The sequence below is a fragment of the Arthrobacter sp. ISL-85 genome (assembly GCF_018613675.1).
Classification (GTDB): Bacteria; Actinomycetota; Actinomycetes; order Actinomycetales; family Micrococcaceae; genus Arthrobacter.
On the sequence record NZ_JAGGPQ010000004.1, the window covers coordinates 1 to 25,939 of the forward strand.

31 protein-coding genes are annotated in these 25,939 nt (G+C 66.1%); 20 read left to right on the forward strand and 11 right to left on the reverse strand.

All coding sequences use genetic code 11. The annotated features are described in order from the left end of the window. The 6 genes from J7I84_RS01965 to J7I84_RS01990 form a co-directional block, all read right to left on the reverse strand. Nucleotides 1-1,126: FAD-binding oxidoreductase (locus J7I84_RS01965; RefSeq protein ID WP_214939946.1), on the reverse strand; the 1,126-nt coding region annotated here is incomplete at its 3' end. An 8-nt stretch (nt 1,127-1,134) separates the two neighbouring features. Then, nucleotides 1,135-1,656: a 1,2-phenylacetyl-CoA epoxidase subunit PaaD gene (paaD, locus tag J7I84_RS01970; protein WP_214939949.1), complete on the reverse strand. Its 522-nt coding sequence runs from the start codon at nt 1,654-1,656 to the stop codon at nt 1,135-1,137. Nucleotides 1,657-1,661: 5 nt separating this feature from the next. Then, on the reverse strand, nt 1,662-2,522 hold the full coding sequence (paaC, locus tag J7I84_RS01975) for a 1,2-phenylacetyl-CoA epoxidase subunit PaaC (protein ID WP_214939952.1): 861 nt from the start codon (nt 2,520-2,522) through the stop codon (nt 1,662-1,664). Continuing rightward, nucleotides 2,519-2,914 (reverse strand): 1,2-phenylacetyl-CoA epoxidase subunit PaaB, encoded by a 396-nt coding sequence (gene paaB / locus J7I84_RS01980; RefSeq protein WP_214939955.1) that lies wholly within the window; start codon nt 2,912-2,914, stop codon nt 2,519-2,521. Before paaB ends, paaC begins: the two co-directional genes overlap by 4 nt. Next, nucleotides 2,911-3,906 carry a 1,2-phenylacetyl-CoA epoxidase subunit PaaA gene (paaA, locus tag J7I84_RS01985; protein WP_214939957.1) on the reverse strand — a complete coding sequence of 332 codons (996 nt, stop codon included), beginning with the start codon at nt 3,904-3,906 and terminating at the stop codon, nt 2,911-2,913. Before paaA ends, paaB begins: the two co-directional genes overlap by 4 nt. A 181-nt stretch (nt 3,907-4,087) precedes the next feature. Continuing rightward, complete coding sequence (locus tag J7I84_RS01990) at nt 4,088-4,402, reverse strand: hypothetical protein (RefSeq protein ID WP_214939960.1); 315 nt, start codon at nt 4,400-4,402, stop codon at nt 4,088-4,090. Here J7I84_RS01990 and J7I84_RS01995 point away from each other — a divergent pair. Further along, nucleotides 4,401-5,420 carry a hypothetical protein gene (locus J7I84_RS01995; protein WP_214939963.1) on the forward strand — a complete coding sequence of 340 codons (1,020 nt, stop codon included), beginning with the start codon at nt 4,401-4,403 and terminating at the stop codon, nt 5,418-5,420. The two genes, J7I84_RS01990 and J7I84_RS01995, sit on opposite strands and share 2 nt — an antisense overlap. Before the next feature lie 25 nt (nt 5,421-5,445). Here J7I84_RS01995 and J7I84_RS02000 read toward each other — a convergent pair whose 3' ends face one another. Then, on the reverse strand, nt 5,446-6,675 hold the full coding sequence (locus J7I84_RS02000; protein ID WP_311381041.1) for a glutamate--cysteine ligase: 1,230 nt from the start codon (nt 6,673-6,675) through the stop codon (nt 5,446-5,448). 375 nt (nt 6,676-7,050) lie between these two features. Between J7I84_RS02000 and J7I84_RS02005 the strand changes: the two genes are divergently transcribed. The 10 genes from J7I84_RS02005 (at nt 7,051) to J7I84_RS02050 (ending at nt 14,267) form a co-directional block, all read left to right on the forward strand. Continuing rightward, a complete protein-coding gene (locus J7I84_RS02005) occupies nt 7,051-7,779 on the forward strand; it encodes a GAF and ANTAR domain-containing protein (protein ID WP_214939966.1) in 729 nt (242 codons plus the stop codon). Nucleotides 7,780-7,874: 95 nt separating this feature from the next. Then, nucleotides 7,875-8,591: a GAF and ANTAR domain-containing protein gene (locus J7I84_RS02010; RefSeq protein ID WP_214939969.1), complete on the forward strand. Its 717-nt coding sequence runs from the start codon at nt 7,875-7,877 to the stop codon at nt 8,589-8,591. Nucleotides 8,592-8,600: 9 nt separating this feature from the next. Further along, nucleotides 8,601-8,906: a hypothetical protein gene (locus J7I84_RS02015; protein ID WP_311381042.1), complete on the forward strand. Its 306-nt coding sequence runs from the start codon at nt 8,601-8,603 to the stop codon at nt 8,904-8,906. 96 nt (nt 8,907-9,002) lie between these two features. Continuing rightward, nucleotides 9,003-9,764 (forward strand): phosphatase PAP2 family protein, encoded by a 762-nt coding sequence (locus tag J7I84_RS02020; protein ID WP_214939972.1) that lies wholly within the window; start codon nt 9,003-9,005, stop codon nt 9,762-9,764. A gap of 9 nt (nt 9,765-9,773) precedes the next feature. Beyond that, nucleotides 9,774-10,544: a VTT domain-containing protein gene (locus J7I84_RS02025; RefSeq protein WP_311381043.1), complete on the forward strand. Its 771-nt coding sequence runs from the start codon at nt 9,774-9,776 to the stop codon at nt 10,542-10,544. Nucleotides 10,545-10,549: 5 nt separating this feature from the next. Beyond that, on the forward strand, nt 10,550-11,221 hold the full coding sequence (locus tag J7I84_RS02030) for a response regulator transcription factor (RefSeq protein WP_214939975.1): 672 nt from the start codon (nt 10,550-10,552) through the stop codon (nt 11,219-11,221). Next, nucleotides 11,218-12,222, forward strand: a complete 1,005-nt coding sequence (locus J7I84_RS02035) for a HAMP domain-containing sensor histidine kinase (RefSeq protein WP_214939978.1) — start codon at nt 11,218-11,220, stop codon at nt 12,220-12,222. Before J7I84_RS02030 ends, J7I84_RS02035 begins: the two co-directional genes overlap by 4 nt. 73 nt (nt 12,223-12,295) lie before the next feature. Then, nucleotides 12,296-12,730, forward strand: coding sequence for a VOC family protein (locus tag J7I84_RS02040; protein ID WP_214939981.1), 435 nt, complete (start codon nt 12,296-12,298; stop codon nt 12,728-12,730). A gap of 5 nt (nt 12,731-12,735) precedes the next feature. Next, entirely contained in the window at nt 12,736-13,377 is a 642-nt protein-coding gene (locus J7I84_RS02045) for a helix-turn-helix domain-containing protein (protein ID WP_214939984.1), read from the forward strand. Between the two features lie 68 nt (nt 13,378-13,445). Beyond that, nucleotides 13,446-14,267 carry an alpha/beta fold hydrolase gene (locus J7I84_RS02050; RefSeq protein WP_214939987.1) on the forward strand — a complete coding sequence of 274 codons (822 nt, stop codon included), beginning with the start codon at nt 13,446-13,448 and terminating at the stop codon, nt 14,265-14,267. Nucleotides 14,268-14,320: 53 nt separating this feature from the next. Here the strand turns inward: J7I84_RS02050 and J7I84_RS02055 are convergent, their stop codons facing one another. After that, complete coding sequence (locus tag J7I84_RS02055; protein ID WP_214939990.1) at nt 14,321-15,325, reverse strand: MIP/aquaporin family protein; 1,005 nt, start codon at nt 15,323-15,325, stop codon at nt 14,321-14,323. A 116-nt stretch (nt 15,326-15,441) separates the two neighbouring features. On the opposite strand from J7I84_RS02055, the gene J7I84_RS02060 reads away from it, so the two are divergent. The 3 genes from J7I84_RS02060 to J7I84_RS02070 all read left to right on the forward strand — a co-directional run bounded on the left by J7I84_RS02060 (nt 15,442) and on the right by J7I84_RS02070 (nt 17,747). Then, nucleotides 15,442-15,837, forward strand: a complete 396-nt coding sequence (locus J7I84_RS02060) for a hypothetical protein (protein ID WP_214939993.1) — start codon at nt 15,442-15,444, stop codon at nt 15,835-15,837. 377 nt (nt 15,838-16,214) lie between these two features. Beyond that, entirely contained in the window at nt 16,215-16,592 is a 378-nt protein-coding gene (locus J7I84_RS02065; protein WP_214939996.1) for an STAS/SEC14 domain-containing protein, read from the forward strand. Between the two features lie 180 nt (nt 16,593-16,772). Beyond that, nucleotides 16,773-17,747: a type IV toxin-antitoxin system AbiEi family antitoxin domain-containing protein gene (locus tag J7I84_RS02070; protein WP_214939998.1), complete on the forward strand. Its 975-nt coding sequence runs from the start codon at nt 16,773-16,775 to the stop codon at nt 17,745-17,747. A 369-nt stretch (nt 17,748-18,116) separates the two neighbouring features. Here J7I84_RS02070 and J7I84_RS02075 read toward each other — a convergent pair whose 3' ends face one another. The 3 genes from J7I84_RS02075 to J7I84_RS02085 form a co-directional block, all read right to left on the reverse strand. Further along, complete coding sequence (locus J7I84_RS02075; RefSeq protein ID WP_214940000.1) at nt 18,117-19,403, reverse strand: ABC transporter permease; 1,287 nt, start codon at nt 19,401-19,403, stop codon at nt 18,117-18,119. Then, entirely contained in the window at nt 19,400-20,098 is a 699-nt protein-coding gene (locus tag J7I84_RS02080; protein WP_214940002.1) for an ABC transporter ATP-binding protein, read from the reverse strand. Before J7I84_RS02080 ends, J7I84_RS02075 begins: the two co-directional genes overlap by 4 nt. 70 nt (nt 20,099-20,168) lie before the next feature. After that, nucleotides 20,169-20,759 (reverse strand): TetR/AcrR family transcriptional regulator, encoded by a 591-nt coding sequence (locus J7I84_RS02085; RefSeq protein ID WP_214940004.1) that lies wholly within the window; start codon nt 20,757-20,759, stop codon nt 20,169-20,171. Nucleotides 20,760-20,948: 189 nt separating this feature from the next. Between J7I84_RS02085 and J7I84_RS02090 the strand changes: the two genes are divergently transcribed. The 6 genes from J7I84_RS02090 to J7I84_RS02115 all read left to right on the forward strand — a co-directional run bounded on the left by J7I84_RS02090 (nt 20,949) and on the right by J7I84_RS02115 (nt 25,934). Continuing rightward, on the forward strand, nt 20,949-21,500 hold the full coding sequence (locus J7I84_RS02090) for a hypothetical protein (protein ID WP_214940006.1): 552 nt from the start codon (nt 20,949-20,951) through the stop codon (nt 21,498-21,500). Between the two features lie 10 nt (nt 21,501-21,510). Continuing rightward, the gene (locus J7I84_RS02095; RefSeq protein WP_311381044.1) at nt 21,511-22,383 is read left to right on the forward strand and encodes a serine hydrolase; all 873 of its coding nucleotides are present in this window, start codon (nt 21,511-21,513) and stop codon (nt 22,381-22,383) included. A 74-nt stretch (nt 22,384-22,457) separates the two neighbouring features. Next, nucleotides 22,458-23,339 carry an aldo/keto reductase gene (locus tag J7I84_RS02100; RefSeq protein ID WP_214940376.1) on the forward strand — a complete coding sequence of 294 codons (882 nt, stop codon included), beginning with the start codon at nt 22,458-22,460 and terminating at the stop codon, nt 23,337-23,339. A gap of 27 nt (nt 23,340-23,366) precedes the next feature. Then, on the forward strand, nt 23,367-24,395 hold the full coding sequence (locus J7I84_RS02105; RefSeq protein ID WP_214940009.1) for an aldo/keto reductase: 1,029 nt from the start codon (nt 23,367-23,369) through the stop codon (nt 24,393-24,395). A gap of 40 nt (nt 24,396-24,435) precedes the next feature. Continuing rightward, the gene (locus J7I84_RS02110) at nt 24,436-25,266 is read left to right on the forward strand and encodes an oxidoreductase (RefSeq protein ID WP_214940011.1); all 831 of its coding nucleotides are present in this window, start codon (nt 24,436-24,438) and stop codon (nt 25,264-25,266) included. Between the two features lie 233 nt (nt 25,267-25,499). Continuing rightward, nucleotides 25,500-25,934, forward strand: coding sequence for a hypothetical protein (locus J7I84_RS02115; RefSeq protein ID WP_214940014.1), 435 nt, complete (start codon nt 25,500-25,502; stop codon nt 25,932-25,934). Nucleotides 25,935-25,939 lie beyond the last annotated feature (5 nt).

Below are 25,939 nucleotides of genomic sequence, written 5' to 3' on the forward strand. Positions count from 1 at the left end.
CGTCCATGGTCACGCTGCCGGTCACCACCTTGGCCCGGCAGGTGCCGCACACTCCCCCGGCGCACGCGAACGGCACATCCGGACGCACCCGCAGCGCCGCGTTCAGGATGGACTCCCTGGCATGCGTGGGGCTGGCCACCTCACCCTGCAGTCCGTCCAGCTTGAACGTGATCTTGTACGTCTCCTTGGACTCGTCCACCACCACGCGACGGCCCGCATGCCCCTCCGGGCGGTCCGGCTTGCCGGACGTGAACAGCTCGAACCGGACGTTCTCCGGCTTCACCCCACGCTCTGCCAAGGTGTCCCGGCACAGCTGCATCAGCTCGAACGGCCCGCACAGGAACCACTCGTCCACATCGTCCGCGTGCAGGGCGGTGCCCAGCAGCTGCTGCAGCTTCTCCGAATCGATCCGGCCGCTCAACAGCGGCGCGATCCGCTGCTCGCGGCTCAGCACGTGGTGGATGGCGAGGCGCTGCGGGTACTTGTCCTTCAGGTCCGCCAACTCCTCCAGGAACATCACGTCCATGGCGGCCTTGTTGGCGTAGATCAGGTCGAACCGGGTGTCCGGGTTGGCGGCCAGCAGCGTCCGGGCGATGGCGATCACCGGGGTGATGCCGGACCCCGCCGCGATGGCCACGAAGTTCCCCGCCTCCCCCGCCAGGTCCTCCGGGTGGTTCATGGAGTTCATGACGTTCTGCTCCACGTCCTGCCCGTCCCGGCCGTGCTTGGACACGAACGCACCCATGGGGCTCATCACGTCCAGGGTGTCCCCCGCCTTCAGCTCGGCGTTGGCCCACGTGGAGAACAGCCCGCCCAGGTCCTTCTTGATGGCCACGCGGATCTCGCTGGTGCCGTCCGCGAAGCTGCGCGGCTCGGCGCAGATGGAGTAGCTGCGCCGGATTTCCTTCGGCTCGCCGTCCGCATCCGGCAGCGTGGTGCGCAAGGCCACGTACTGGCCGGGCAGGTAGTCGAACTTGCCGGCGAGCTCCGCCGGCACATGGAAGCTGACCTCGATGGCATCGTCGGTGAGCCGGCGCACCTCCTTCACGGCCAGGGTATGGAAGGACGGACGACGGCGGCCGGTCACCTCAGCCTCTTCGGCGGCGGTCTGGCGGACAACAGGCATGGGGTTCCTTACAGGACTTTGAAGTAGTCGAACGGTTCCTTGCAGTCCTGGCACACATACAGCGCCTTGCAGGACGTGGATCCGAAGCGGGTGAGTTCCTTGGTGTTGAGGCTGTTGCACTGCGGGCACTTCACGGCCAGGCTCAGCCGGATGGGGCCGGAGTGGCCACCGGCCCGGGAGTTTCCGCTGGGCGGGGCGATGCCGTACTGCTGCAGCTTCTGCTTGCCGGCCTCGGTCATCCAGTCCGTGGTCCATGCCGGGGCCAGGACCAGGTCCACGTGCACGTCCTCATAGCCCTCTTTTTTGAAGGCGGTGTAGAGGTCGTCCCGGATGGCGTCCATGGCCGGGCAGCCCGAGTACGTGGGCGTGATGGTGACGGTGACCTGGTTGTCTGCCACGCGCACGTCCCGCAGGATGCCCAGGTCCGCGATGCTGAGCACCGGGATCTCCGGATCCACCACGGTGGCGGCGACGTCCCACGCCTTCTGCTTCGGGGTGCGGGTCCGGGTTTCGAAGTCCGAGATGTACACGGCCGTCACCAGCTGGCGCCGGGATGCTCGCGGGCCAGCACCTGCATCTCCGCGAGGATGTAGCCCAGGTGCTCCGAGTGCCTGCCCTGCCGGCCGCCGCCCGGGGCTGCGGGCACGTCCGGAACCTCAAGCTCCGCCTCGGTGAGGACGCCGGCTACCAGGCGGTCAAAGTCTTCCTTCAGGCTGGAAGGCGCGACGGCGGCACCCGCCTCAGCGAGCCTTTGCGTCAGCTCGTCGTCCTGGAACAGTTCGTTCACGTACGGCCACATGGTGCGCAGGCCGTGGATCATCCTGGTGCGGGATTCCTCCGTGCCGCCGGCGAGGCGCAGGACCCACTGGGTGCTGTGGTCCCGGTGGTAGTCCACTTCCTTCACTGCCTTGGCGGCGATGGCGGCAAGGGTGGCGTCCGTGGACTCGGTGAGGCGGCGGTAGAGCTCGTACTGGTAGTAGCTCACCACGAACTGGCGGGCGATGGTCTCCGCGAAGTCCCCGTTGGGCTGCTCGAACAGCTGGACACTGCGGAACTCGTGCTCGCGGCGGAAGTAGGCCAGGTCATCCTCGGACTTTGCCGTGCCGTCTTCGTTGAGCATGCCCGCTCCGGCGTAGGTGAGGAAGCTGCGGGCGTGGCCCAGCTGGTCCAGGGCGATGTTGCCCAGCGCGATGTCCTCCTCCAGCTCGGGGGCACGGGAAATCCAGTGGCCCAGGCGCTGCGCGAGGATCAGGGCGTCATCGCCCAGGCGCAGTGCGTATTCGGCCACGTCCTCGGACGGCTTGACCAGGCCGGTGCGGACTTCGAGGGCGATGTCCTCGGGGCGGAGCGCGTTGCCGGGGGTGATTCTTGTAGCGCTTGCGTTGGCTTCGCTCACAGGTGCTTCACCCCTTCACTCTTGGTGTAGTACGTGGCGTGCCGGTAGTCCTTGCCCTGGGGCGACTCGAAGAAGGAGCCCTTGGAGTCGGGGTCGCTGGCGGCGATGGCGTCCGCCGGGACAACCCAGATGGAGACGCCCTCGTTGCGGCGGGTGTAGAGGTCGCGCGCGTTGCGGAGGGCCATGGCGGCGTCCGGGGCGTGCAGGGATCCGGCGTGGACATGGCTCAGGCCGCGGCTCGACCGGACGAAGACCTCCCAGAGGCCCCAGGCGCCGCGGTCGTGGTGCTCCGGCTGGGCTGACTGCTCCAGAGCCGGGGACGCTTTGGGGGCTTCGCGGTTGATCTCTACGGCCCCGCTTGCGGGGGTTTCCGGGTTGCCGTGCGGGCTCATGCTGCGTATTCCTTCTGCTGCTTTGCTGACTGTTTTGCTGCGTAAGCCGCCGCTGCCTCCCGGACCCAGGCGCCGTCGTCGTGCGCTGCCCTCCGCCGCTCAAGGCGCTGGGCGTTACAGGGACCGCGGCCGGCCAGGACTTCCTGGAACTCGTGCCAGTCCAGCGGGCCGTGCTCCCACTTCCTGGTGTCCTCGTTGAAGCGGATCTGGTCATCCGGGAGGGTGAGGCCCAGCACCCGGACCTGCTCCACCATCATGCCGACGAACCGGCTGCGGAGCTCGTCATTGCTGAACCGCTTGATGTTCCAGGCCATGGACTGCTTGGAGTTGGGCGAATCATCATCCGGCGGCCCGAACATCATCAGGGCAGGGGCGTACCAGCGGTTCACGGCGTCCTGGGCCATCTGCTTCTGCGCGGGGGTGCCGTTGGAAAGTTCAAGGAGGATCTCGAAGCCCTGGCGCTGGTGGAAGGACTCTTCCTTGCAGACGCGCACCATGGCCCGGCCATAGGGACCGTACGACGCGCGGCACAGCGGGACCTGGTTGCAGATGGCTGCGCCGTCCACCAGCCAGCCAATGGCACCCATGTCCGCCCAGGTGAGCGCCGGGTAGTTGAAGATGCTGGAGTAGCGGGCCTTGCCGGCGATGAGGTCGTCCATCATCTTGTCCCGGCTCTGGCCCAGGGTCTCTGCAGCACTGTAGAGGTAGAGCCCGTGGCCGGCCTCGTCCTGGACCTTGGCCATGAGGATGGCCTTGCGCTTCAGGCTCGGGGCGCGGGAGATCCAGTTGGCCTCCGGCTGCATGCCGATGATCTCGGAGTGCGCGTGCTGGGAAACCTGGCGCAGCAGGGTCCTGCGGTAAGCCGCCGGCATCCAGTAGCGGGGCTCGATCCGGGAGTCCTCGGCGATGATCCGGTCGAAGTGGGCCTGGCCTGCGGCGTCCTCTTCCGGGGTTAGCTCAGCCGGCACTGACTGCAAGTTCTGCGCTGCCATGGTTGCTCCTATGCAAAGACCTGTCGGGCGTCTCGGAATTATTTACCGACCGTTCGTTCAGGATATGCGGGAGCCTGCGGGGGCGTCAAGCGTGGTGCCCCCTCTCCCAACGCCCGCTCACCTCCTGCAGCCTTCCCCCCAACGCCCGCTCACCTCCTGCAGCCTTCCCGCCAACGCCCGCTCACCTCCTGCAGCCTTCCCACCAACGCCCGCTCACGTCCTGCGGAAGGTGCGTGCCGCCGTCGTGCATTTCTGCAACTCTGGCCTGCCACATATCCCAGGCATATACTGTCCCCGCCTTATTCGGCCCAAATGACAGCGAGAATTCCGTGGTCCGGCGTTTCGACGCCGGCGACAGGCGCAGCGCAGGCGTGCAGCTTTCCCGATCGACAGAAACCGGCCCACCGGCGCAGAACCCGGACGGTGCCGAGGCCTCCCTGGACCGGGCCGTCACGGTGCCGGGAATCTGACGGCGGCCTGGAAGATGGATGGTCATGAGACGGTTCCTGGCACTGGTAATTGCTGTTGCGTTGTCCTTGGCCGTCCCGCCTGCACTGGGTTCCAGTCCTGCACGTGCTGCGGCCGGACCGTGCATGGGCGCACCTGCCGCGGACAGCACCGTCTACGCGGAGAGCCGACAGTTCGTGGATACCCAGTCGTGGTGGATGCCGGGCACCGGCCAGGCCGACACCCCTATCACCAACACCGGCCATGTCCACCTGGGGGCGTGCATTCCCGAACGCGAAACGATCAGTTCGGGCAACCTCACCGTGAATGTGCGGGTGGTCCTGCACGACAATCCCGGCCAGGCCAATTACGTCTCAATGGTGTTCATAACCTCCGACGCCGAAACCGCCGTCCAGAAGTGCTACCTGCGGGCTGCTGCAGCGAATTTCACCTGCCCCGGCCCGTCCAGCACGGGCAAAGGCGACTTCGTGTGTACCGGAACCTGCGAGCGCTGGCTGACGTTCTCCCGCCCCATATCGGCGTTCAAACATTCTGGCCTGCAGGAGGTCCATTTTCGCGCGTTTGTCCCGGAACCGGGCGGCAACGAAATGAGGGCGAGCTTCAACTGGCAGGCTCACATCCAAAACGGAAAGTCCCAGTCCGACGCCTCACGGTACCCGTTCCTGCGTGGCAAGGGCTGGTACACCCACGCCGCGTACTGTGAGGCGTCCGTCCGTAGCGTTCCCCTTCCCGATGGTCCGGTGTCAGGCATCTGGACCCCGGCCGTGGGCCTGACCACCCACCCCGATGCCTCACTCCCGGCCACCCACTCATTCATCTCGATCGACGCCGATTTCCATGCCGTTCCGCCAAACCCCGGAAGGGTCCTTTGGGACGCTGCAGGCCCCTACGGGTCCGCGCCCTTCGGGTCCGCGCCCATCTCGATCGACACCCGGACCCTGGCCAACGGCGTCCACAAACTGCACCTGCGGACGTCATGCCGGGACAACAAACTGGGTTCCACAAACTCCGGGGTAACGGTGGTCCCGTTCATTGTCGCCAACTGACTGGCGTTAGCCCTGCACTGGACCATCAACCCTGGCCGGGGCGGAGGGCGGACGGCCGCGCCTTGCCGCGGGGTTTCCGTCCCGTCGGCTTTGCGCTGCCATGGGTACGTTCGACGGCGTCAAGCACCACAGCGGACAGGCTCTGGCTGTCCATCATCACCTGGCGCTGCCGACGGGCCCCGGAGCCGAACGCGATGATCCGCGCCAACTCGGCGGTCACCTGCTCCTCGTCGCCCATGGCGGCCAGGACCGGGCGCACGTGGGCCAGCAAGGCCTGCACGGCTTCGGTGGCCGGGCAAGGGGTGTTGGTGAGAGGGTCCAGGAGCGAGCCTTCCACTCCTGACTGGCTGGCCTGCCAGGCAGCGAGGCGGAGTTCCGGGGCGGACACCTGCGGCGCCGGGACGCGGTCCGCCCATTCCTGCGCACCCCGTTCAACGAGGGCCCGGACAATGGCAGCGATCGCTGCGGCGTGAGCGGACTCCATGCAGACGTCGGCGATGCGCACCTCCACGGTGGGATGGGTGCGGGAGAGGCGGGCGTCAAAGTACACCATGCCCTCGTCGAGGAGTACACCGGTGGCCAACAGCGAGCCGACGTGGGCGCGGTAGGCCCGTTCGGACCCGAACAGTTCGGTGGGTCCGGAGGTGGGCCATCTGCTCCATGCCTGATAGCGGAAACTGGCGTAGCCGCTGTCCGCGCCCTGCCAGAACGGGGAATTGGCGCTCAGGGCCAGGAGTACGGGAAGCCAGACCCGGATCCGGTTCAGGGCGCCCACCCCTTCATCTCCAGACTCCACCCGGACATGGACGTGGAAGCCACAGGTGAGCTGCTCCTTGAGGGTCAGCCCGAACCGGGTTGCCATGTGCAGATACCGGGGACTTGGCACAAGCGTGGAGGCAACGGGCAGCGGACTGGTGGCCAGCGCCACCGCCCGCGCTCCCACGGACCGGGCCGCATCATCCGCCAGGGACCGGCCGGCAAGGATGGCACTGGTCAACTCCCCAAGGGTGGAGCAGACAGGGCCAACGGCTTCCAACTGCTCTTCTTTGACCTCCAGCGTCAGGGCCGGGCCGTCGCCAACAGAAGGGCGGATATCCGGGGACGGAACCCCGTCCGGGCCGTTCAGTGACAGTTCGGCACGGGGCAGCGTTTGCCCGGTCCCGGGGTCCACGAGCAGGAATTCCTCCTCGACACCAAAGGTCCTGGCACGGTGGCCGGTCAGCCCCGCATGTGGCATGTTTCCTGATTTATTCACTGCAGTTCCTAAGGCGAAAAGGCATGAGCCCCGCCATGGCTTTCAACCGGCTGCCCACAATAAATGAACCGACCGCCTACATGAGCCACGACCAGGCGCCTGTCCCGAAGAAACAAAGACCCTGATATGGCCAGAGTACCTACCATCCCGGGCCGCCGGAAGAGGAAGACCCGCCCCCGCCACAATCAAAGGAATGGGCCGGAGCTTCCCACGGCCGGGGAGACTAGTATTTTTAGTGGGGGCCCCCAACCCCGCCTGTCCGGCTTGACCGGACTTAGGTATTTCCAGATCCCGTGAGACTTTGGGCCTTTGCCGGGTAAGGAAGTGTTGTACGTCGAGCAAACGGCCGCATGGGGTGGCCCTACGGAGGTCAAGATGAGCGGCAAGCTGACGAACGCTCAGACGGAAGAGCTGATCGACATGCTCTTGCTGACCCCTGACATGGACATCTTCCTGCAGCGCCTGGTGGAAGTTGCCGGCATCGAGTTGGACCACACGGCCACGGACGCGCACTGCAGTGTCACCGTCCTGCGGAGCCGCAAGCCGGTAACCGTGGCCAGCACTGACCCTGAGACGGCTGCCATGGACGAGGTGCAATATGCCTCCCGGCAGGGCCCGTGCATGGAAGCCGTCGTGAAAAAACAGGTGGTGGAGGTGACGGACTTCCGGACCGAAACCAGGTGGCCCAAATACATCGCCGCCATGTCAGGGAGCCCCATGCGCTCAGTCCTCGCCGTTCCCATCCCGATAAAGACCGCAGGTGGGGCGGCACTGAACTGCTACAGCCCGCACGTGGGCCCCGTGCCGGAACAAACGCGCAATAACCTCGTTGATTTCACCGCCGTGGCGGCACAGGCGGTAACCCTGAGCGTCATGCTGCAAACGCAGGCTGACAAGAGCGCCGACCTGGCCGCCGCCTTGGAATCGCGGACCGCGATAGACCTCGCCTCCGGCGTGATGATGGCCCAAACGGGATGCACGCAGCAGGAGGCAGTGGCCATACTCATGAGGGCTTCCAGCAACCGCAACGAAAAGATGCGGGACGTTGCGCTCTCAATCCTGGCCCGCTTCAACGGCACCGTACCCACCACCCACTTCGAGTAGCCAGAAAACCCCAGCGTAAGGCGTTCCCGCAGATGAAACTCCCCCTATCCACCGCAGCCCGGGCCGTAACCCCGGCACCACAGAGGTGAACAGCAATGGATAACTCCCTCCCCCTAACAAACGAGTTCGCCGCGCTGGCGGGAGACCTGACTGCTGGTTTCCTCAGTGAGGAGAGCGCCTCCAAAGCGGTGCAGTCTTTGGCCTACGCCCTCAAGGACTCCGTACCCAACGCAGCAGGGGCGGGTGCATCGCTGATCAACGCCCGCGGACGGCGGGAAAGCGCGGGCGCAACCGATCCCGTGGTGCTGCGGGCGGACAAACTGCAGTACGAGCTCGGCCAAGGCCCGTGCCTGAGTGCCTGGGCTGAACAACGCCCCATCATCATCCAGGACACCAGGCAGGAGACCCGCTGGCCGCAATGGACAGCGGCTGTAGCCGATCTCCCCATCAGGTCTGTCCTGAGCGCGCCCCTGACCACGGAGGGACGACGCATCGGGGCCATCAAGGTCTATTCGCCCTCGCCTCTGGCTTTCGACGATCACTCGGTCTTCCTGATCGAACGGCTGGCCGTTCCGGCCGCGGTGATGCTGGGCAACGTCCGGGACCGGGAGGCAATGCAGCGGACGAGCTCCCAACTGGCGGACGCCCTGGCCCACAGGGACGTGATTTCCCGGGCGCAAGGGGTACTTATTGAGAGGAAGCACATCAGCTCAAGCGAAGCGTTGAACTCAATGTTGTCGGCATCCCGCAAAGAAGAAAAGCCACTCCATGTTGTGGCAAGGGAAATCGTCAGCGGAACGACCAACAAGTAGGAGCCCCCTGTGGAGGCCTTCCAAGAGCCTGATGGACAAGCACAAGCAACCCGGGAAGCCATGGAAGAGGCCGGGCTTCCGCTTCATACCGTGTGGATGCGCTACTTCAGCTTCACCGGCACGGCCGGAGAGTACGAGATCGACGCCTACCTGAATGGGTCACTGCAACTCCCAACCCACGAGCGCGACCTCGTGGCCCATGCCGTCAATGAACTCATCAAAGAGCTCCCGCCGCCCCGGATGGCGCCCTACAGCAAAAACGGTAGAAGGCCGGCCCAGGATCTTGACCCATCCCGGGAGGACAACAACCGGTAGGAGGACCCACACCTTCTTAAGCCTTTCTTAAGGGCGCCGCGGGAGGGTTAAAGCACGGGCCGAACAGTGCCCCGATCCCCTCTCCGCAAGGAAACCATGCACGGGCCAAACCCTGACAACAGTCTGCAACAGCACAACGCACCCGCGGCACCCCCGGCCGCCGGCACCCAGTTCAGTGCGCTCCCCCAGCCCCGTCACTGGCTGGTGCTTGGGTCGTTGCTGTGCGCCGCCGTCGTCGCGCTTGGCCTGACCGTGCAGGTGGTGCCTGGCGACACCGCGGCGGAGCTGGGCGTGGACCAAAGCCTCAGCCTACACCACGCCGCCGCGCTGACCGCCGTGGCGATGGGAGTCAACCTGTTGTTCGGCCCGGTTGCGGGCCTGTGTATCGTCGCGGCCATTGCGCTGGGCGTCTGGCTCTTCCGGCGCGACCTGGTCAAAGCCGTGGCGTTTGGCCTGACGGCATGCTCAGGATGGGTGGCCAGCGAAGTCTTCAAGCTCATCATCGCCCGGCAGCGCCCCAACCCGGCCCTGCTCTTCGACCCCCTGGCCCCGGAAACGGGATCCAACAGCTTTCCCAGCGGACACGTGTCCTTCGCCGTGGCCCTGGCCTTTGCCCTCTACTTCCTGAGCCGCGGCACCCCCTGGTCCAGGCCGGTGGCAGCAGCCGGCGCAGCCATGGCCGTGATTGTGGGCTGGTCCAGGGTATATGTAGGGGTGCACTACCCCACCGATGTGCTTGCCTCCTTCCTGGCCGCAAGCGCCGCGGTGGTCCTGCTCGCCGGACTCTGGAACCGGTTCGCTCCCCGGCTCCTGGACCGCCTGCCCGCAGCTCTTACCGCCCCCGCCAGCCGACACTAAGGACCCGCCGTGCACACCCTCCTTGCCCCTGACATGGTCTCCGCCATGGCCAGCGCCGGCGGCACGCCCTCCCTGCTTGACCCCGCCAGCCTGCTGGAAGGGTTCGGCCCGGCCGCGCTGGGCGTGATCGCCGTCATGGTGTTCATCGAATCCGGCGTCCTTTTCCCGTTCCTGCCCGGGGATTCGTTGCTCTTCACCGCCGGGCTCCTGCACCAGCAACTGAACCTGGCCCTGCCCGTGCTGATCGGTGTGGTCACTGCGGCCGCCATCGCCGGCGACCAGGTGGGCTACTTCCTGGGCCGCAGGTTTGGCCGTCGCTGGTTCAAGGACGACGCCCGCATACTGAAAACGGCCCACCTCACCGCCACGGAGAACTTCTTCCACCGGCACGGAGGCGCCGCCGTCGTCCTGGCCCGCTTCGTCCCCATCATCAGGACCTTCGCCCCGCTGACCGCCGGGACCGCCCGCTACGGGTACAGGGCCTTCACGCTGTGGAACATCGTGGGCGCCGCGGCATGGGCCACGTCGGTGATCCTGCTGGGCACCTGGCTGGGACACTACGAGATCATCGCCAAGAACATCGACGTCATCGCCGTGCTCATGGTCCTGGTTTCCGTGGTGCCATGGGCCATCGAATACCTGAAGCACAGGCGCAGGAACCGGCGGGCGGCCGGGGAGCAGGCCGTTGACGACGACGGCACGGACTTTGCTGCCGGCGCCGCACATGAGTTCGACACGGCAGCCGGCACATCCCAGCGGGATGGGTCCACGAAAGAATAGGCTGCATGACAACTGCGGACCGGCTCTCCCTGCTGCTCGCCGAGGACGATCCCGCGCTGGGGCCGCTGATCGCCGAACTGCTGGAGCCGGATTACCGGGTCCGGCTGGCGGTCAACGGGCAGGAAGCCCTGCACCTGGGGCTGACGCAGCCCTGGGACGTGATGGTCATTGACCGCGGCCTCCCGGTCATGGACGGGATCAGCGTCATCGCGGCCCTCCGGACCAAGGGCATCGCCACCCCCATCCTGGTCCTCACAGCGCTGGGAGCAACGAATGAGAAGGTCCGCGGGCTGGACGCCGGCGCCAATGACTACGTGGCAAAACCGTTCGACGCCGGCGAGCTGGCTGCGCGCCTGCGCGCGCTGACCCGGACCTTCCCTTCGCCCGCAGGACCGGTGAGCATCGGCACCTGGGAATTCGACCCGGCGTCGCGCTCTGTCCGTTCGGCCTACGGCGACCTGGTGACGCTGGCGGCCAAGGAAGCCGAGCTCCTGGAGGCGCTCGCGGCCGAACCCGCCAGGGTGTTCACCCGCGATGAGCTGCTCGCCGCGCACTTCCAGTCCACGGACCAGCCAGGCGTCATCGACACCTACGTCCACCACCTGCGCCGGAAGATTTCCCGGACCGTGATCCGCACGGTCCACGGCGTGGGCTACCAGATCGGCGACGCATCATGACCCCACCCCCTGCCGCCGTCGACCCGGACCGGGAAACCCTCCGCCGCGCGTCGCTCAAAATCGCCCTGCGGATCAGCGCCGGGGTGGCCGTGCTGGTCCTGCTCCTGCTCGCCGCCGCCACCGTGTTCCTGATGAACAAGCTGGCGCATCCCTCGCTGCCGGATTCCTCCGCGGCGGGGAACTCTTACACCTACCTCGATTCGAAGGATCTGATCGAGGGAATGATCCTCGCCGGCTTTGCGGGCGTTGTGCTGGCCGGCGTGGTGGGGTGGGTCAGCGCGCGCAGCGCCATCCGGCCCCTGGGAGACGCCCTTGCCCGGCAACGGCGCTTTGTGCAGGACGCCAGCCACGAGCTCCGCACTCCCCTGGCCATCCTTGATACCCGCATCCAGCTCGCGCAGCGCAAAGCGGAGCCGGGGTCTGAACCTGCGCTGGCCCTGGCCAGGATCCGGGAAGACACCGCCACCTTGACCGGGATCGTCAACGAACTGCTGCTGGCCGCCACCGAGTCCCCTGGGGATGCACCCGTGGAACCGGCGGACGCGGCGGAAGTTGCCGGGGCGGTTGCCGCAAGCCTGCAGGACCTGGCCCGGCAGCAAGGCGTCCAGGTGCTGTCCACCGGACGCGGCCCGGCCATGGTGCGGATCGACCCCAGTTCGCTGCGGCGCGCGGTGCTTGCCCTCACGGACAACGCGCTGGCCCACACGCCTCCCGGCGGCAGCATCACCATCAGCACCGCTGCTGAAGGTTCCCGGGCAATGATCCAGGTGGTGGATACCGGATCCGGGATCACCGGCGTGGACCCCGAGCGGATCTTTGACCGCTTTGTCCGCGCCCCGGACCTGCGCGACCCGGCCGGCCGGCGGAGCTTCGGTATTGGCCTGGCCCTGGTCCGCGACATCGCAACCGCGGCCGGCGGAACCGTGGAGGTGGTCCGCAGCGGTCCTCAAGGAACCACCATGCGGCTTGCCCTACCGCTGGCACGGGCTGAGGCGGGTTAATTGGGTCTTGACGGTCCACTTGTTTTTTGCAAGTATCAGGACTATCAACACCATATTGGGAAAAGAGACCGTGATGACCGCAATGTTCGTCAACCTGCCGGTGACCGACCTGGAGCGCGCCAAAGCGTTCTACACGGCGGTGGGATTCACCATCAACCCGCTCTTCACCGACCACAACGCGGCCTGCGTAGTGGTGGAGGAAGACCACAGCTACTTCATGCTCCTTGTCCGCGAGTACTTCCAGACCTTCAGCGACCGGCCCATCGGGGACCCCGCCGTCAACGTGTCCGCCTCCACCGCGATCTTCCTCGACAGCCGGGAGGCAGTGGATGCCAGCATGGCCAGCGGGCTCGGTGCAGGCGGGTCGGAGGCGCAGCCGGCATCCGATTACGGCTTCATGTACCAGCGCCAGTTGACCGACCCCGACGGCAACATCCTGGAGTTCGGCTACATGGAACCTGCCGCCGCCCAGCAGGGTCCGGAAGCCTTCATGAACCAGCAGGCCTGAGGTTCATGGCCGCACGCGACTATGGGCAGTACTCGGGCATCACGCGGGCCATGGAGCTGGTGGGCGAGCGGTGGGCCCTCCTGATCGTCCGCGACCTGCTGGTGGGGCCGCGCCGCTACGGAGAGCTCGCCAATGGCCTGCCCCGCATCCCGAGCAACATCCTGGCCGCCCGGCTCAAGGAACTGCAGGCGGCCGGAGTGATCCGCCGGGCGCCGCGCTCACGCGTGATCGTCTACGAACTGACACCGTATGGCCGCGAGCTGGAACCCGTCATCCTCGCGCTGGGCGCCTGGGGCTTCAAGGCCATGGGTGACCCGCGCGGGGAACAGATCATCACCCCCGATTCCATGACCATCGACCTGCGCACCGCGTTCCGGCCGGCGGTGGCGGCCACCCTCCCATCCACTGCCTACGCGGCGCACTTCGGTTCCGCTGACCTGTTGATCCGGGTGGACGGCCCGACCCTGGACGTGCGGCGGGGCGAGGGATCGGCCGACCTCACGTTCGCCGCCGGCCCGGACATCCACCGGCTGATCTCCGGTGAAGTCGCCCCCGACTACGCGATCGAGAGCGGCGTAGTGCAGGTGCTGGGTGGGCGGGGGAACCTGCTCCACCGCTTCGCGGACACCTTCCATCTGGCGGCCTGATCCCTCAAGCAGCCTTCCACCCCCTTGGCTTTTATCACCTTGACCCCGCCACTGAACGGAGCATCACGATGACCAAAACACAGGAAAAGGGCACCGTCCTCAGCATCCTGTCGCCCGACGGCACCACCCTCAGCGTCGAGCGGATGGGGACCGGACCCAGCCTGGTCCTGGTGGACGGCGCCTTCTGCGGCCGGAACTTCGGGCCGGCCCGTGCCTTGGCGAATGAACTGAAGGATTCCTTCACCGTCTATTTCTACGACCGCCGCGGGCGCGGTGACAGCAGCGAAACAATGCCCTACGCCGTGGAACGCGAAATCGAGGATCTCCAGGCCGTCCTGGACGAGGCCGGCGGGGACCCGTACGTTTACGGGATCTCCTCCGGCGCCGCCCTGGCCCTCGAAGCCGCAGCAGCGGGTGTTCCCATGCGGCGGCTGGCCACCTACGAGGCGCCCTATACCGGTGTCCAGGGTGCCGACGGAACACCCGGGAGCCACCGCGAACATCTGGAGGCCCTGCTCAGGGAAGGCAAGCGCGGCGCTGCCGTGTCCTACTTCCTGGTCAAGATGGTGGGGGCGCCGGCGTTCCTCCCGTACATGCTGCGGCTGATGCCGGGCGTGTGGAAGAAGCAGACCGCGGCGGCCAACACCCTGCCCTACGAGACCCGGGTGACCAACAACTTCGTGGCACCGCTGGAACGGCTGCGGCAGGTCACAGTGCCCACCCTCGTGATGGTGGGCGGAAAGGCGGGGGCGCCCATGGCTGAAGGACAGAAGGCCATCGCCGGGGCCGTCCAGGGCAGCGAACACCGCGTCCTGGACGGCCAAACCCACCAAGTCTCCCCGGCTGCCATAGCCACCCAGCTCCGGGCCTTTTTCGCGGCCGGGAGCTGAGTGGCGCCGTCGCGCTTTCCTGCTTGTCGTGCCTGCTTGTGCCGCCGCGCGTGCTAGGCAGCCGTCCTCTTTGGAGGCACCTGAGTCTTTGGCGCCATCTCAGCCTCGGTGGCCGGTGGCGTTTCGCCGCCGGCGCGGCCCGGAGGCGTGGATTCCTGCAGCCGGGCCTTGGCGTGCAGGACGTCACCGATAAACCAGTCGTAAATCAGGACGCCGATCACGCCGCCGACCACCGGGCCGACAATCGGCACCCAGAAGTACCAGCTGAACGCGCCGTCGACTGTGCCAGGCAGCGCCGTTTGGCCCCATCCGGCCAGCCACGCGAAGAGCCGTGGGCCGAAGTCACGGGCAGGGTTGATGGCGTAGCCCGCATTCGCGCCAAGCGACATGCCGATGGCGGCGACGGCGAGCCCGATCATGAACGGGCCCAGGTTTGCCTGGACGGCGGTGTTGCGGATATCGATGATGGCCACCACGAACATGACCAGGAAGGCCGTGCCCACAATTTGGTCGATCAACGGGCCTGTCGGGTTCCCACTAAAGTAGGGCGCCGGGAAGGTGGCGAAAATGGAGTAGGTGGCCAGCCCCTTGGGGTCGGTGCGGCCCGTGCCGACGGCTTTGTTGTAGGCGTCGATAGCATCGTGATACAGCAGATAGACCATGGCGGCCCCGGCGAAAGCGCCCACCACCTGCGCAACGATGTATGGACCAACTTTGTGCCAGGGGAACTTCCGGCGGACCGCGAAAGCAACGGTCACGGCCGGGTTGATGTGGGCGCCGCTGACACCGCCGGCCACGTAGACGGCCAGCGTCACCGCCAGGGCCCATCCCCAGGTGATCAGCAGCCAGTCGCCCGCTGCCATGAAGATGGTGGTTGATGTTGCGGCACGGCCAGATCCCGGCAAGGCGGCGACGGCCATGGCCACCACGCCGTCGCCGAACGCGATCAGCACAAACGTACCTAGGAACTCCGCAAGCAGCTCGCCCCAGGTGCCACCCAATTGCTTGAGCCCGCTGCCATTGCGGACCGCATTCCTCAGTGGACTGATATCACTCATCGCAGTACCTTCTTTGCGATTTTTGGTTTTTTTGGCTTAACTTCCGGACCGATTGACAATCCGTGTACTTTTATGCTACGCCGAAAGTGTCCCTAGGCAACAGTTGAGGCAAGACCATGAACAACAACGGCAGCATCGAAAACACCCCGGCCCCGGACGAGACACCAGAGGAACCCGACCTGCGCGGCCGGTACGTGAAAGGCGACTTTGGCAAAGCAGGCGCCCAGCGCGGCCGCCATGCTGAAGACGACGAAGGCCAGTACGTCGAAGGGGACTATGGTCCGGCGGGCAGTGAAGGCGGGCTGCCCGAACCCCTGGGCGACAGGACCGTGGGAGCCGGACGCTACGTCAAAGCCGACTACGGTGAGGCCGGAGCAACCCCCGGCAGGACGGCCGCCTCCGAAACCGGCCGCTACCCGAAAGGCGATTACGGGAAGGGCGGCACCGTGGATCCGACACGCAAGCCGGGCGACACCGGCGCGGCCAGTTCCGACACCGCCGCCGAACGCTAACCCCTGGCTCCGGCCCAGCGGCCTGCCTGCCTTCATCGGCGGGCACGCCGCTTTGGCGCGTGCCGCCGTCGTGCTCTCGACGCGCAGATGCGTTCACGCTGCTGATGGTCCGTTCCGCAGCCCTAATACGCGGCGCGAAACGGACGGTGCGGGTCGGTGGGGAATGTGCGCATCGCAGGCGGCTCTCGTCCCGAGGAGCGCCTAACCGGAGCGATTCTCCCCGATATTGGTGAGGGTTCCTGGCGCAGGAACGGATGGGAGGGTGCAGCGCCGTCCCATCCCCGTCCGGTTCATCCAGTCCTGGCAACCGGCGCGGCCTGCCATCCCCCGGCTGCCGCTATTGGTGAATTACGGGAAATAGCAGCACAGTAGAAGGCATGGAAGACCAAGGGGATCAAGATGTCACCGGAACCATGGAGCTCTCCGGAAACGTGCTGCACCTCAAGTGGGCACACGGCGATGTGGTCACGGAGCGAGACGCGGTGGCGCTGATGCAGCGGGCCAGGATCCTGAGCGCGGGCCGCGTTCTCCCAATGCTGGTCGAGATGACGGGGGTGGAGTGGATTGACCAAGGCGCCCTGAAGGCCTTCGCCGGGACCTGGCCGGTGACGCGTGCAGCCGTTGTGGGCACCTCCCCCGTGGACCAGACCATTGCCCACTTTTACACGGGGCGGCACAAGCCGGTGCACCCCACCCGGTTCTTCACGTCCATGGACCAGGCGATGGCCTGGCTAATGGAGGACTCGGCCACGTAAGTTGCGTTGGCTCCCGACGCGGAGGTTCGTTTTCGACGCGGACGTTCCTCTGCGCGGGCCGCATTTGGGGCGCGATGTGAAACACGCGAATCGAGTGCGGTTATGCGCGTCGCAGAAGCTTTTCCACATAGCAGCGGACTCCCCTTTTGGCGGAAGTCCCCCGAGGGCACCGTGGAGTGTATGACAGACCTTCCGCCGTTTTTGTTGTCCCGCAACCGCGAGCTGCATGGGTTGAGTGCCAACGATCTTGCCAAGCGCGTGAGGGCAGGGACGCTGGTTCGCGTCCGGCACGGCGTGTACATCGAAGGCCCCGCCTGGAGGGCACTCCAGCCTTGGGACCAGTACCGAATCCGCGTTCAGGCCGCTTCGGAGACCTTTGAGAAGCCCACGGTTTTCGCCCGGCATTCCTCGGCCAGTGTGTGGGGAATCCCCTTCATCGGGCTGAATCACCCGGTGCGGGCGCTGACATTCAAGAACGACGGCGGCCGGTCGCGTGCGGGGGTCAGCCGCCACTTCGCTGCCCGGGCGAACTTGGAGGTGGTCCAACTGGAAGGGCTCCTGGTCACCGGGCGCGTACGGACGGTCCTGGACCTGGCGGCGTTCAGCCTATTCGCAGAGGCGGTAGTGCCACTGGACCATGTGCTGCGGCCGGACCAAGACCGGAGGCTGCCCGCCCTCACCAAAGCTGAGCTTGAGGCCGGAATCGATGGCATCTACTCGGCTGCGGCGGCGCGAAGAATCCGAGCCGCAATTGCCTTTGCAGATCCATCTTCGGGTTCAGCCGGTGAGTCCTGGAGCCGGGCACTGATCCATGTGGCCGGGTTCGAGCCGCCGATCCTCCAGCAGCGGTTCTCCGATGCGGGCGGCCTGGTGGGCTACACGGACTTCTATTGGAAGGAGTCCGCAGTGGTGGGCGAATTCGACGGTGAGGAGAAGTACGTCAAAGCCAAGTTTCTGGACGGCCGTTCCTCTTCGCAGGTGGTGGTGGCGGAGAAGAACCGCGAAAACCGGATCCGCGCCGTGGGCATCAACGTGGTGCGGTGGGACTGGGCCGACCTCGCGGTGCCGGGGACGCTGGAACGGAAGCTGGCCGCTGCAGGTGTGGGCCGCCGTCGTACGCGTTCTGCCGTTCTCGACAGGCAAAACCGCCTGTGACCCTGGTATTCCCCTACGAGTCCTCTATGTGGGGAGCGCCCAGGAATCTGCGCCGGGGGACGGAACCTGCGCGTCGAATTCCAGGGCGAGACTTGTCCCCCGGCCAGCGCATACATCTGGTGTCCTGCCTGGTGGTCTCACAGCTCTGTTGGTGGACGGCGATCATCATCGGATTCATCAACGCGGAGTCCTGACCCAGCCGGCTTGGCGCCGTATCCGGGGTGCCGTTTTCGACACGCAAAACCGCCTGCGACGCGCGCGTTCCACATCGCGGCTGAAATATGGGCAGCGGCAGGAAATGTGCGCGTCGAAAATGAATATGCGCCGCGCTGGCAGTACCCGGAAGACCGGATACTGCCAGGGATCCACCTATTCGTAGCGCAGGGAGTCGATCGGGTTCTGGCGCGCGGCCCGCCACGCCGGAAGTGTTCCGGCGATGAAGGCAATGGCCATCACCAGGACTATGACCACTGCGACCGGTCCTGGGGCGAAACTGAGGATCTGCAGGCCGGCGAGGTCGCTCAGGGGGCCGCGGGCCAGGGCATGGCTGACAACCGTACCCAGAGCTATCGCCGCGGCGGACCCGATCAGGCTCCCAAGCAGGCCGATGAACGCGGCTTCGGTGCTGAAGAGGGCGAATACGGATCCGCTGCCCATGCCCATGGCTTTCATCAGCCCGATTTCACGCGTGCGTTCCTGCACGGACATCAGCAGTGTGTTCACGATGCCGAACCCTGCGGCCACCAGGGCGATCACCGCGAACGCGTCGAGGACCCCGATGATGCCGTTGATGACCGTTCTGACGGTGCCGATCCGGTCATCCAATGTTTGCGCGGTATAGCCCGCTGCGGAGAGCTGGTTCTTCATCTCGGCAATCTGGGCTGCCGATGAAGGAGCGAAGGCGGCGGTGGCGCTGGTGTACACCTGGGCTGTTGTGCTCGGTGTCCCCGTTGCCTGCGCCTGGGCAAGGCCGCTTGAGAGTGCCTTGTTGATGAACGCCCCGCCCGAGCTGAGCAGCGCATTCTGTTCAATGCCGTTGATTTTAGCGGTGACGGTCCGCATGGTGCCCGTCGCATCCAGGATGCCGATGGTGGCGTCCTGGCCTACTGCCTGCGCGCTGTCACTGAACCCCAGTGGAGCCACGTAGCTGGAGGGGAGGATGATCTGCGGCGCCTGGGAGCCGTCGTCGAGGTTCTGGCCCGCGTCCAGCTGCGGCTGGGCACCCGCGAGCACGCTCACGGACAACTGGTACTTGTCCTGATTGTTCCCCTGGATGTAGGCCGTGTTCAGCCGCGTTACCGGGGACACTCCCGTGATTCCGGGGACAGCCGCAACCTTGTCCAGGTCAGCCTGGGTGAGGGCCACCTGGGTGGAGCCGGGCCGACCGCCGGCTGCGAGCACCCTGGTGTTGGGATCGTATTTCTGCGGCCCGGACCCCAGACCGGAACTGGTATCCGTCCTGGTCACTGTGAAGGCATTGCTTGCCCCGACGGCGGCCACCTGGCTGTCGATGTAGTTGGAGATACCCGTGCCCAGCCCGTTGGTGATGGTGAGGGTGAAGGCTCCGACGAAGATGGCCAGCACGGTCAGGGTGGTACGCAGCTTACTGCGGAAGCTGTTGGCGATGGCGGTTTTCAGGGTTTCAAGCGGATTCATGCCGCGTGCTCCTCGTCCGTGGTGATGAGCTGCCCGTCGCGGATGTAGAGGCGGCGGTTGAACCGGGCGGCCAGGTCGTGGTCGTGGGTGACCGTAATCAGGGTGATCCCGTGGTTTTGGTTGAGGTCGAAGAGGATGTCCTCCACGATGCGGCCCGTGGCGGAATCCAGGTTCCCGGTTGGTTCATCCGCGAAAAGAACGCGCGGGTTGTTGGCGAGGGCGCGCGCGATGACGACGCGCTGCTTCTGCCCGCCGGAGAGGTTCCCGGCTTTGTTGCGTGCTTTGTCCGCGAGTTCCAGCTGCTCCAGGACGGCCATGCCGCGGGTCCGGCGTTCCCGTGCACCCACGCCGGCGATCTTTAGCGGGAGCACGACGTTGTCCAGCACGGTGGTGGCGTGGTTGAGGAAGAACTGCTGGAAAACGAAACCGAACATCTGGTTGCGCAGGGCGTTCAGCCTGCGGCCGTTCAGGCTCCGGGCATCGGTTCCTTCCACATGGACGGAACCGGCGCCGGGGGTATCCAGGAGCGCCAGCAGGTGCATCAAGGTGGACTTGCCGGACCCGCTTTTACCCACGATTGCCACGGAGTCGCCGCGGTCGATATCCAGGGAGACGCCGCGGAGGGCGTCGAAGCGGTCGGGGCCGCGACCGTACGTTTTCGTCAGGTCGCGGGTGGACAGGATTGGCACAGGCATTTGGAGTTCCCATCAGGAATTACGGAATCGGACATGCAGGACGGGGAGGGTGCGGGGAGTCGTGGAAAAGTTAGAATCCGGGTGGCAGCAGGCCTGCCGAAATCCGTGCGGCCGCCTCAAGGATCTCGTCCTCGTCGGCGTCGAGGTCCTTGGCGGCCATGCCCAGCATGTTGATGGTGAGCAGCGCGAAGCGGACGCGCAGCCGGTCCTCCACGCTGGCCTCGGGTGGGGTGACGATGGAGAACAGCTCGGACACGGCGGCAGCCATTCCTCCTCGCTGGCCGGGCGCTGACTTGATGTCCCTGACCAGCCGGTAGTTCGACCCCAGGAAGCGGAACATCCGCAGGCCCTGGGCCTGGACTATTTCGGTCCACCGGTCGATCACGTTTCTCCGGAGTTCCGGCCCGGGTTCCTGGGTGCGCGCCCAGTCAAGCAGTTCCGTGACCTGGGACCTCATAGCCTCCATCAAAGCGCGGACAATGTCTTCCTTGCTGTTGAAGTGGTAGTACAGGGCCGCCTTCGTGAAGCCAAGCTCCTCGGCGATCTGGCGCATCGACGTCGATTCGTACCCTTGCTCGGCAAAGAGGCGCAGGGCGACGGCCTGGATATTCTCCCGTGTGCCGCCCTCGCCCGGTGCAGGGCCATCACTGGTGGAATCCATCTGCCGCTTCCTTCTCGGCCGGCCCTCGGTGACGCGCTGTTGTTGCTAACTAACCGGCCGGTAAGTACCATGCTAACCGTGCGGTAAGCAAAGCCCAAGCCCGTGATTCGCGGGCAGGCAGCCGCACTTGCCCAGTCAGCCGAACAGACGGCTGAAGAGCTGGCAATCTGACAGGAAGGTGGCCAGCCTGTGATTGCTTCGATGGCCGGAGTGGCCGCTTGGCCTGCTGTCCGGGATCCTGCCTGGACGGCCGGGCCCCATTTTGTCGGACTCAAGATAGCGTTGGTCCTTTTGGCCATCGCGGTCATCCTGCGTGTCCGCAGGCGGATCCTGGTCCGGCTCCGGGGACTGGGATGGCGGCGGACGGCGATCGCCTGCGCTGCTGCGGCAGTGCTGTTCTACGCGGCATGGATTTTCTACTTGAGCGGCACGATGCCTTCGGTGACGGTTGCCTACAACTGGAATATGGCCTGGCTCGCCCTGGACGGCTTCGAAGCCCTCGCTGCGCTGCTGACAGCGGTCTTCCTCTTCAGGAACAGTGTCTACGCGGCGCTCACTGCATCGGCCTTCTCCACGAGCTTGTGCATTGATGCCCTCTTCGACGTGGCGACAGCAGCCCAGGGGACGCCGCTGGTCACTGCCGTCCTTGAAGCTGCCCTGGTTGAACTGCCTTTCGCCGCCATCTCGGGCATGCTGGCCGTCAAGCTGATTTCACAGCGGATGCATAGGACGCCTTGGTAGCTTCCTGCTTGTGATCAAGCCCCGTTACCCCAGCCGCCTCTTCCGCCGGGCAAGGGCGCTGGTCCTGGTGGCCATCCTCGCCACAACGGTGCTCATATTGCTCCAGCTGGCGCCTCAGCGAAGCTCAGCGGTCAAAGGCGGCACGGCAACACCCGTTTCTCCTTCCGCGCCTGCTTCAGTTTCCACTCCCCCTGCTGGCGGCAACTCCCTCGACGCCTCCATCGACGGGGTGCTCGCCGCCAACAGCCAGTACCAGGTGGGGGTTGCGCTCCTGGACCTGGGTTCCGGGTCAGTCCAGCAGTACGGCGTAGAGGCGCCCTTCGAGGCAGCGAGCACCGCAAAGGTCCTGACTGCAGTGGCCTACTACAAGATGGTGGAGGCCGGCGAAGTCTCCCTAGACGATCCCATGGGCGAGTACCCGGCCGGATTCCAGCTCCAGGAGATGATCCAGGACAGCGACAACGATTCCTGGGCCCTCCTCGCGGACGCGGTGGGGCACGATACGCTGCGCGATGACGCGGCGGCGATGGGTGTGTCCTACGACCCGGAGGCGAACACCCTCACCACCGCGGGCATGGCCCGGATCCTGGCCGACCTGTATGAGGGGAAGCTGCTCAATCAGGAGCACACCCAGCAGCTGCTTTCCTACATGCAGGACACCAATGATGAGGACCTGATTCCTGCCGCCCTTCCGGCTGGAGTATCCGTCTTCCACAAGTACGGGCTGCTCAATGGCGAACTGCATGACGCCGCCATTTTGGCCACGGCCACCCGCAGCGTGGTCCTGGTGATCTATACCAAAGGCAGCGACCTCTCGGACGTCCCGCAGCGGACTGATGTGATTCACCAGATTACTGCCGCCGTCGCCCGGACTTTGACCTGACCAAGGCCTCCCAAAGGGGGGACTGACAAGCCCTCCCACAAATCCGCATACCCACATAGCGTGAGGGCATGGTTATGGAACTGAAACTCAACAACGGCGTCACCATGCCCGCACTCGGCCTGGGCGTTTTCCAAAGTCCCCCGGAAGAGACGACGGCGGCCGTCCAGACAGCGCTGGAGGTGGGCTACCGGCACATCGACACCGCCGCCGCGTACGGCAACGAGCGCGAGGTGGGCGAAGGCATCCGCCGCTCCGGGCTGGACCGGGGCGACGTCTTCATCGAGACGAAGGTCTGGGTCAGCGACTACGGCTATGACGAGGCGCTGCACGCGTGGGACAAGGCGGTGGGCAAACTGGGAGTGGCGCAGCTGGACCTGCTCATCCTGCACCAGCCTGCCCCGGACCGGTTCGACAAGACCATCGCAGCGTACAAGGCCCTGGAGACCCTGCATAAGGACGGGCGGGTGCGGGCCATCGGCGTCAGCAACTTCATGCCGCACCACCTGCAGCAACTGCTCGAGGCAACGGACGTGGTCCCGGCCGTCAACCAGATCGAGCTGCACCCGTACTTCCAGCAGCCGGAGGTGCAGGCGGCGGACGCAGCCAGCGGCATCCTCACCCAGGCGTGGTCCCCCATCGGCGGCATCACCTTCTACCCCGGCTGGGGTGAGAACCGCCGGAACGTCATGCGCGATCCGGCGATTGCCGGCGTCGCGCAGGCCCACGGCAAGACCCCCGCCCAGGTGATGCTGCGCTGGCACCTGCAGCAGGGCCGCTCCGCCATCCCCAAATCCACCAACCCGGCGCGCATCGCGGAGAACTTCGACGTGTTCGACTTCGAGCTTTCCGCGGACCAGCTCGCCGCCATTGACGCCCTGGACTCAGGTGTCCGCAGCGGCCCGGACCCGGATGTGGCCCGCCCGGAGCGGTTCGCCCTGGTCATCCCCGAAGCCTAAGCACGCCCGGAAAGAGCAGGAACCAGCATGGAATACCGCCCGCTTGGCCGCACCGGGGTACACGTCAGCCCCCTCTGCCTCGGCGCCATGATGTTCGGCCCGTGGGGCAACAATGACCGCGCCGACGCCACCCGCATCATCCACCGCGCCCTGGGCGCCGGCATCAACTTCATCGACACCGCTGATGTCTACTCCGGCGGCGCCTCCGAGGAGATCGTCGGCGAGGCCCTGGCCGGCCGCCGTGACGACGCCTTCCTGGCCACCAAGTTCTTCATGCCCATGGACGAGAAGGACCCCAACCAGCGCGGCGGCTCCCGCCGCTGGATCATGCGCGAGGTGGAGAATTCGCTGCGCCGGCTGAACACCGACTACATCGACCTCTACCAGGTGCACCGGCCCAGCCCTGACACGGACGTTGAGGAAACCCTCGGCGCACTCACCGACCTGGTCCGGCAGGGCAAGGTGCGCTACCTCGGTTCCTCGTCCTACTCCGGCTCCCAGATTGTGGAGGCGCAGTGGGCGTCCCGCGAGCGCAACCTGGAACGGTTCGTCACCGAACAGCCGCCCTACTCCATCCTGGTCCGCGGCATCGAGGAGGACGTCCTGCCCACTCTGCAGCGGCACGGGATGGGCACCCTCACCTACAGCCCGCTGGCCGGCGGCTGGCTCTCCGGCCGGTGGCGGAAAGACTCGGCGTCCCGCCCCACCTCAAGCGCCCGCCCCAGTGCCCGGTTCGACATGACCCAGCCTGCCAACCAGCGCAAGCTGGACATCGTGGAGGAGTTGGCCCAGGTTGCGGAGTGGGCTGGCGTCACGCTGATCGAGCTGGCCATCGCGTTCGTCGTCAACCACCCCGGCGTCACCTCGGCCATCGTGGGTCCGCGCACCATGGAGCAGCTTGAGTCCTACCTCCCCGCCGCGGACACCAAGCTGGCCCCCGAGGTGCTGGACCGCATCGACCAGCTGGTGGCTCCCGGCGTCACGGTCAACCCGGACGACAACAGCTACGGCGCCCACGAACTGACAGCCAAAGCACGACGGCGGCAGCGGGCCTAAGTGCCGGCCCCCGCCTTACTCCCCTACGAAAGGAAATCCCATGGCAACGTGGCTCATCACAGGCTGCTCCACCGGACTTGGCCGGGCACTCGCGGAGGCCGTGCTCGCATCCGGGCACAACGCCGTCGTCACCGCCCGGAATGTTGATGCGGTCCAGGACATCACGGCGGGCTTCCCGGACACCGCGCTCCCCCTGGCCCTGGACGTCACCGACACGGCGCAGATCAGCGCGGCAGTCAAGGCGGCGGAGGACAGGTTCGGCAGCATCGACGTGCTGGTGAACAACGCCGGCTACGGCTACCGCGCCGCCGTGGAGGAAGCGGACGACGGCGACATCCGGCGCCTGTTCGACACGAACTTTTTCGGCGCGGTGGACATGATCAAGGCAGTGGTGCCGGGCATGCGCGCCAGCAAGTCCGGCTCCATCCTGAATATCTCCTCCATCGGCGCGCGGATCACGCCGCCCGGCTCCGGCTACTACGCGGCCACCAAGGCGGCGCTGGAGGGCATGTCCGGATCGCTCCGCAACGAGCTGAAGCCGCTGGGCATCAACGTCACCGCCATCGAACCCGGCGGCTTCCGGACAGACTTCGCCGGCCGCTCGCTCACGCAGTCAGCGACGGCGATCGGAGACTACGCGGACACCGCCGGCAAGCGCCGCAAGGAAGTGGACACTGCCCACGGCAACCAGCCCGGGGACCCGGACAAGGCCGCCCGGGCGATCATCGCCGTCGTCGAATCCGCCAACCCGCCGGGCCTGCTGGTCCTGGGGACTGACGCGTTCGGCGCCTTCGGCATGGTGGCCGACGCCCAGCGCGCGGAACTGGACCAGTGGCAGGAGCTGAGCACCAGCACCGACATCACCGACTGACCCGACGGGCTGGCGGCCTGGTGACTCGCAGATGCATTCCCGCCGCCCAAATTCCACCGCGCGGCCCAAATTTGCGTAGCGGTGCTGAAGATGCGCGTCGGGAATGGAGAGGCGCATCGGGATGGTGAGGGCCCGATACGGCGCCAAAATCGAGTACTAAGTACTCATGACATGACGCGTACCGGGTGCGAGAGTGATTCCTAAAGTTCCGTCACTCCGCAAGAGGAACCATCATGGCTGCAAAACGGCGGCGCTCGGGCAGCAAGGGCGGCGGCACCGTCGGGTGCGCCCCCTTCCTCGTCCTGATCGTCATAGCCCTCATCATTAAGTTCTGGTGGGTTATCCTCATCGCCCTGGGCGTGGTGGCAGTGACAGCGGCGCTGGTCCGCACCGCGAAGGCCCCTCCCCGTCCGGCCCGGGTGCCCCCGCCCAAGCCGCAACCCGTCATGGTCCCGCCACGCCCGGTCCTTGCCGGCGACGACCTGACAGCCCACATGCGGACCCAAAAACGGATTGGCCGCGAACGGGACATGCAGGAGTGGGACTACGAGTGGATCCGGCTGACCTACCCGGGGAAGAGTGCCCGCGAAATAAATGAGATCGCGAACGCCCATTTCGCCCGGGGCCGTTCCATCGGCATCAACTGGGGCGACCCGTCCGCGCCATGAGTCCG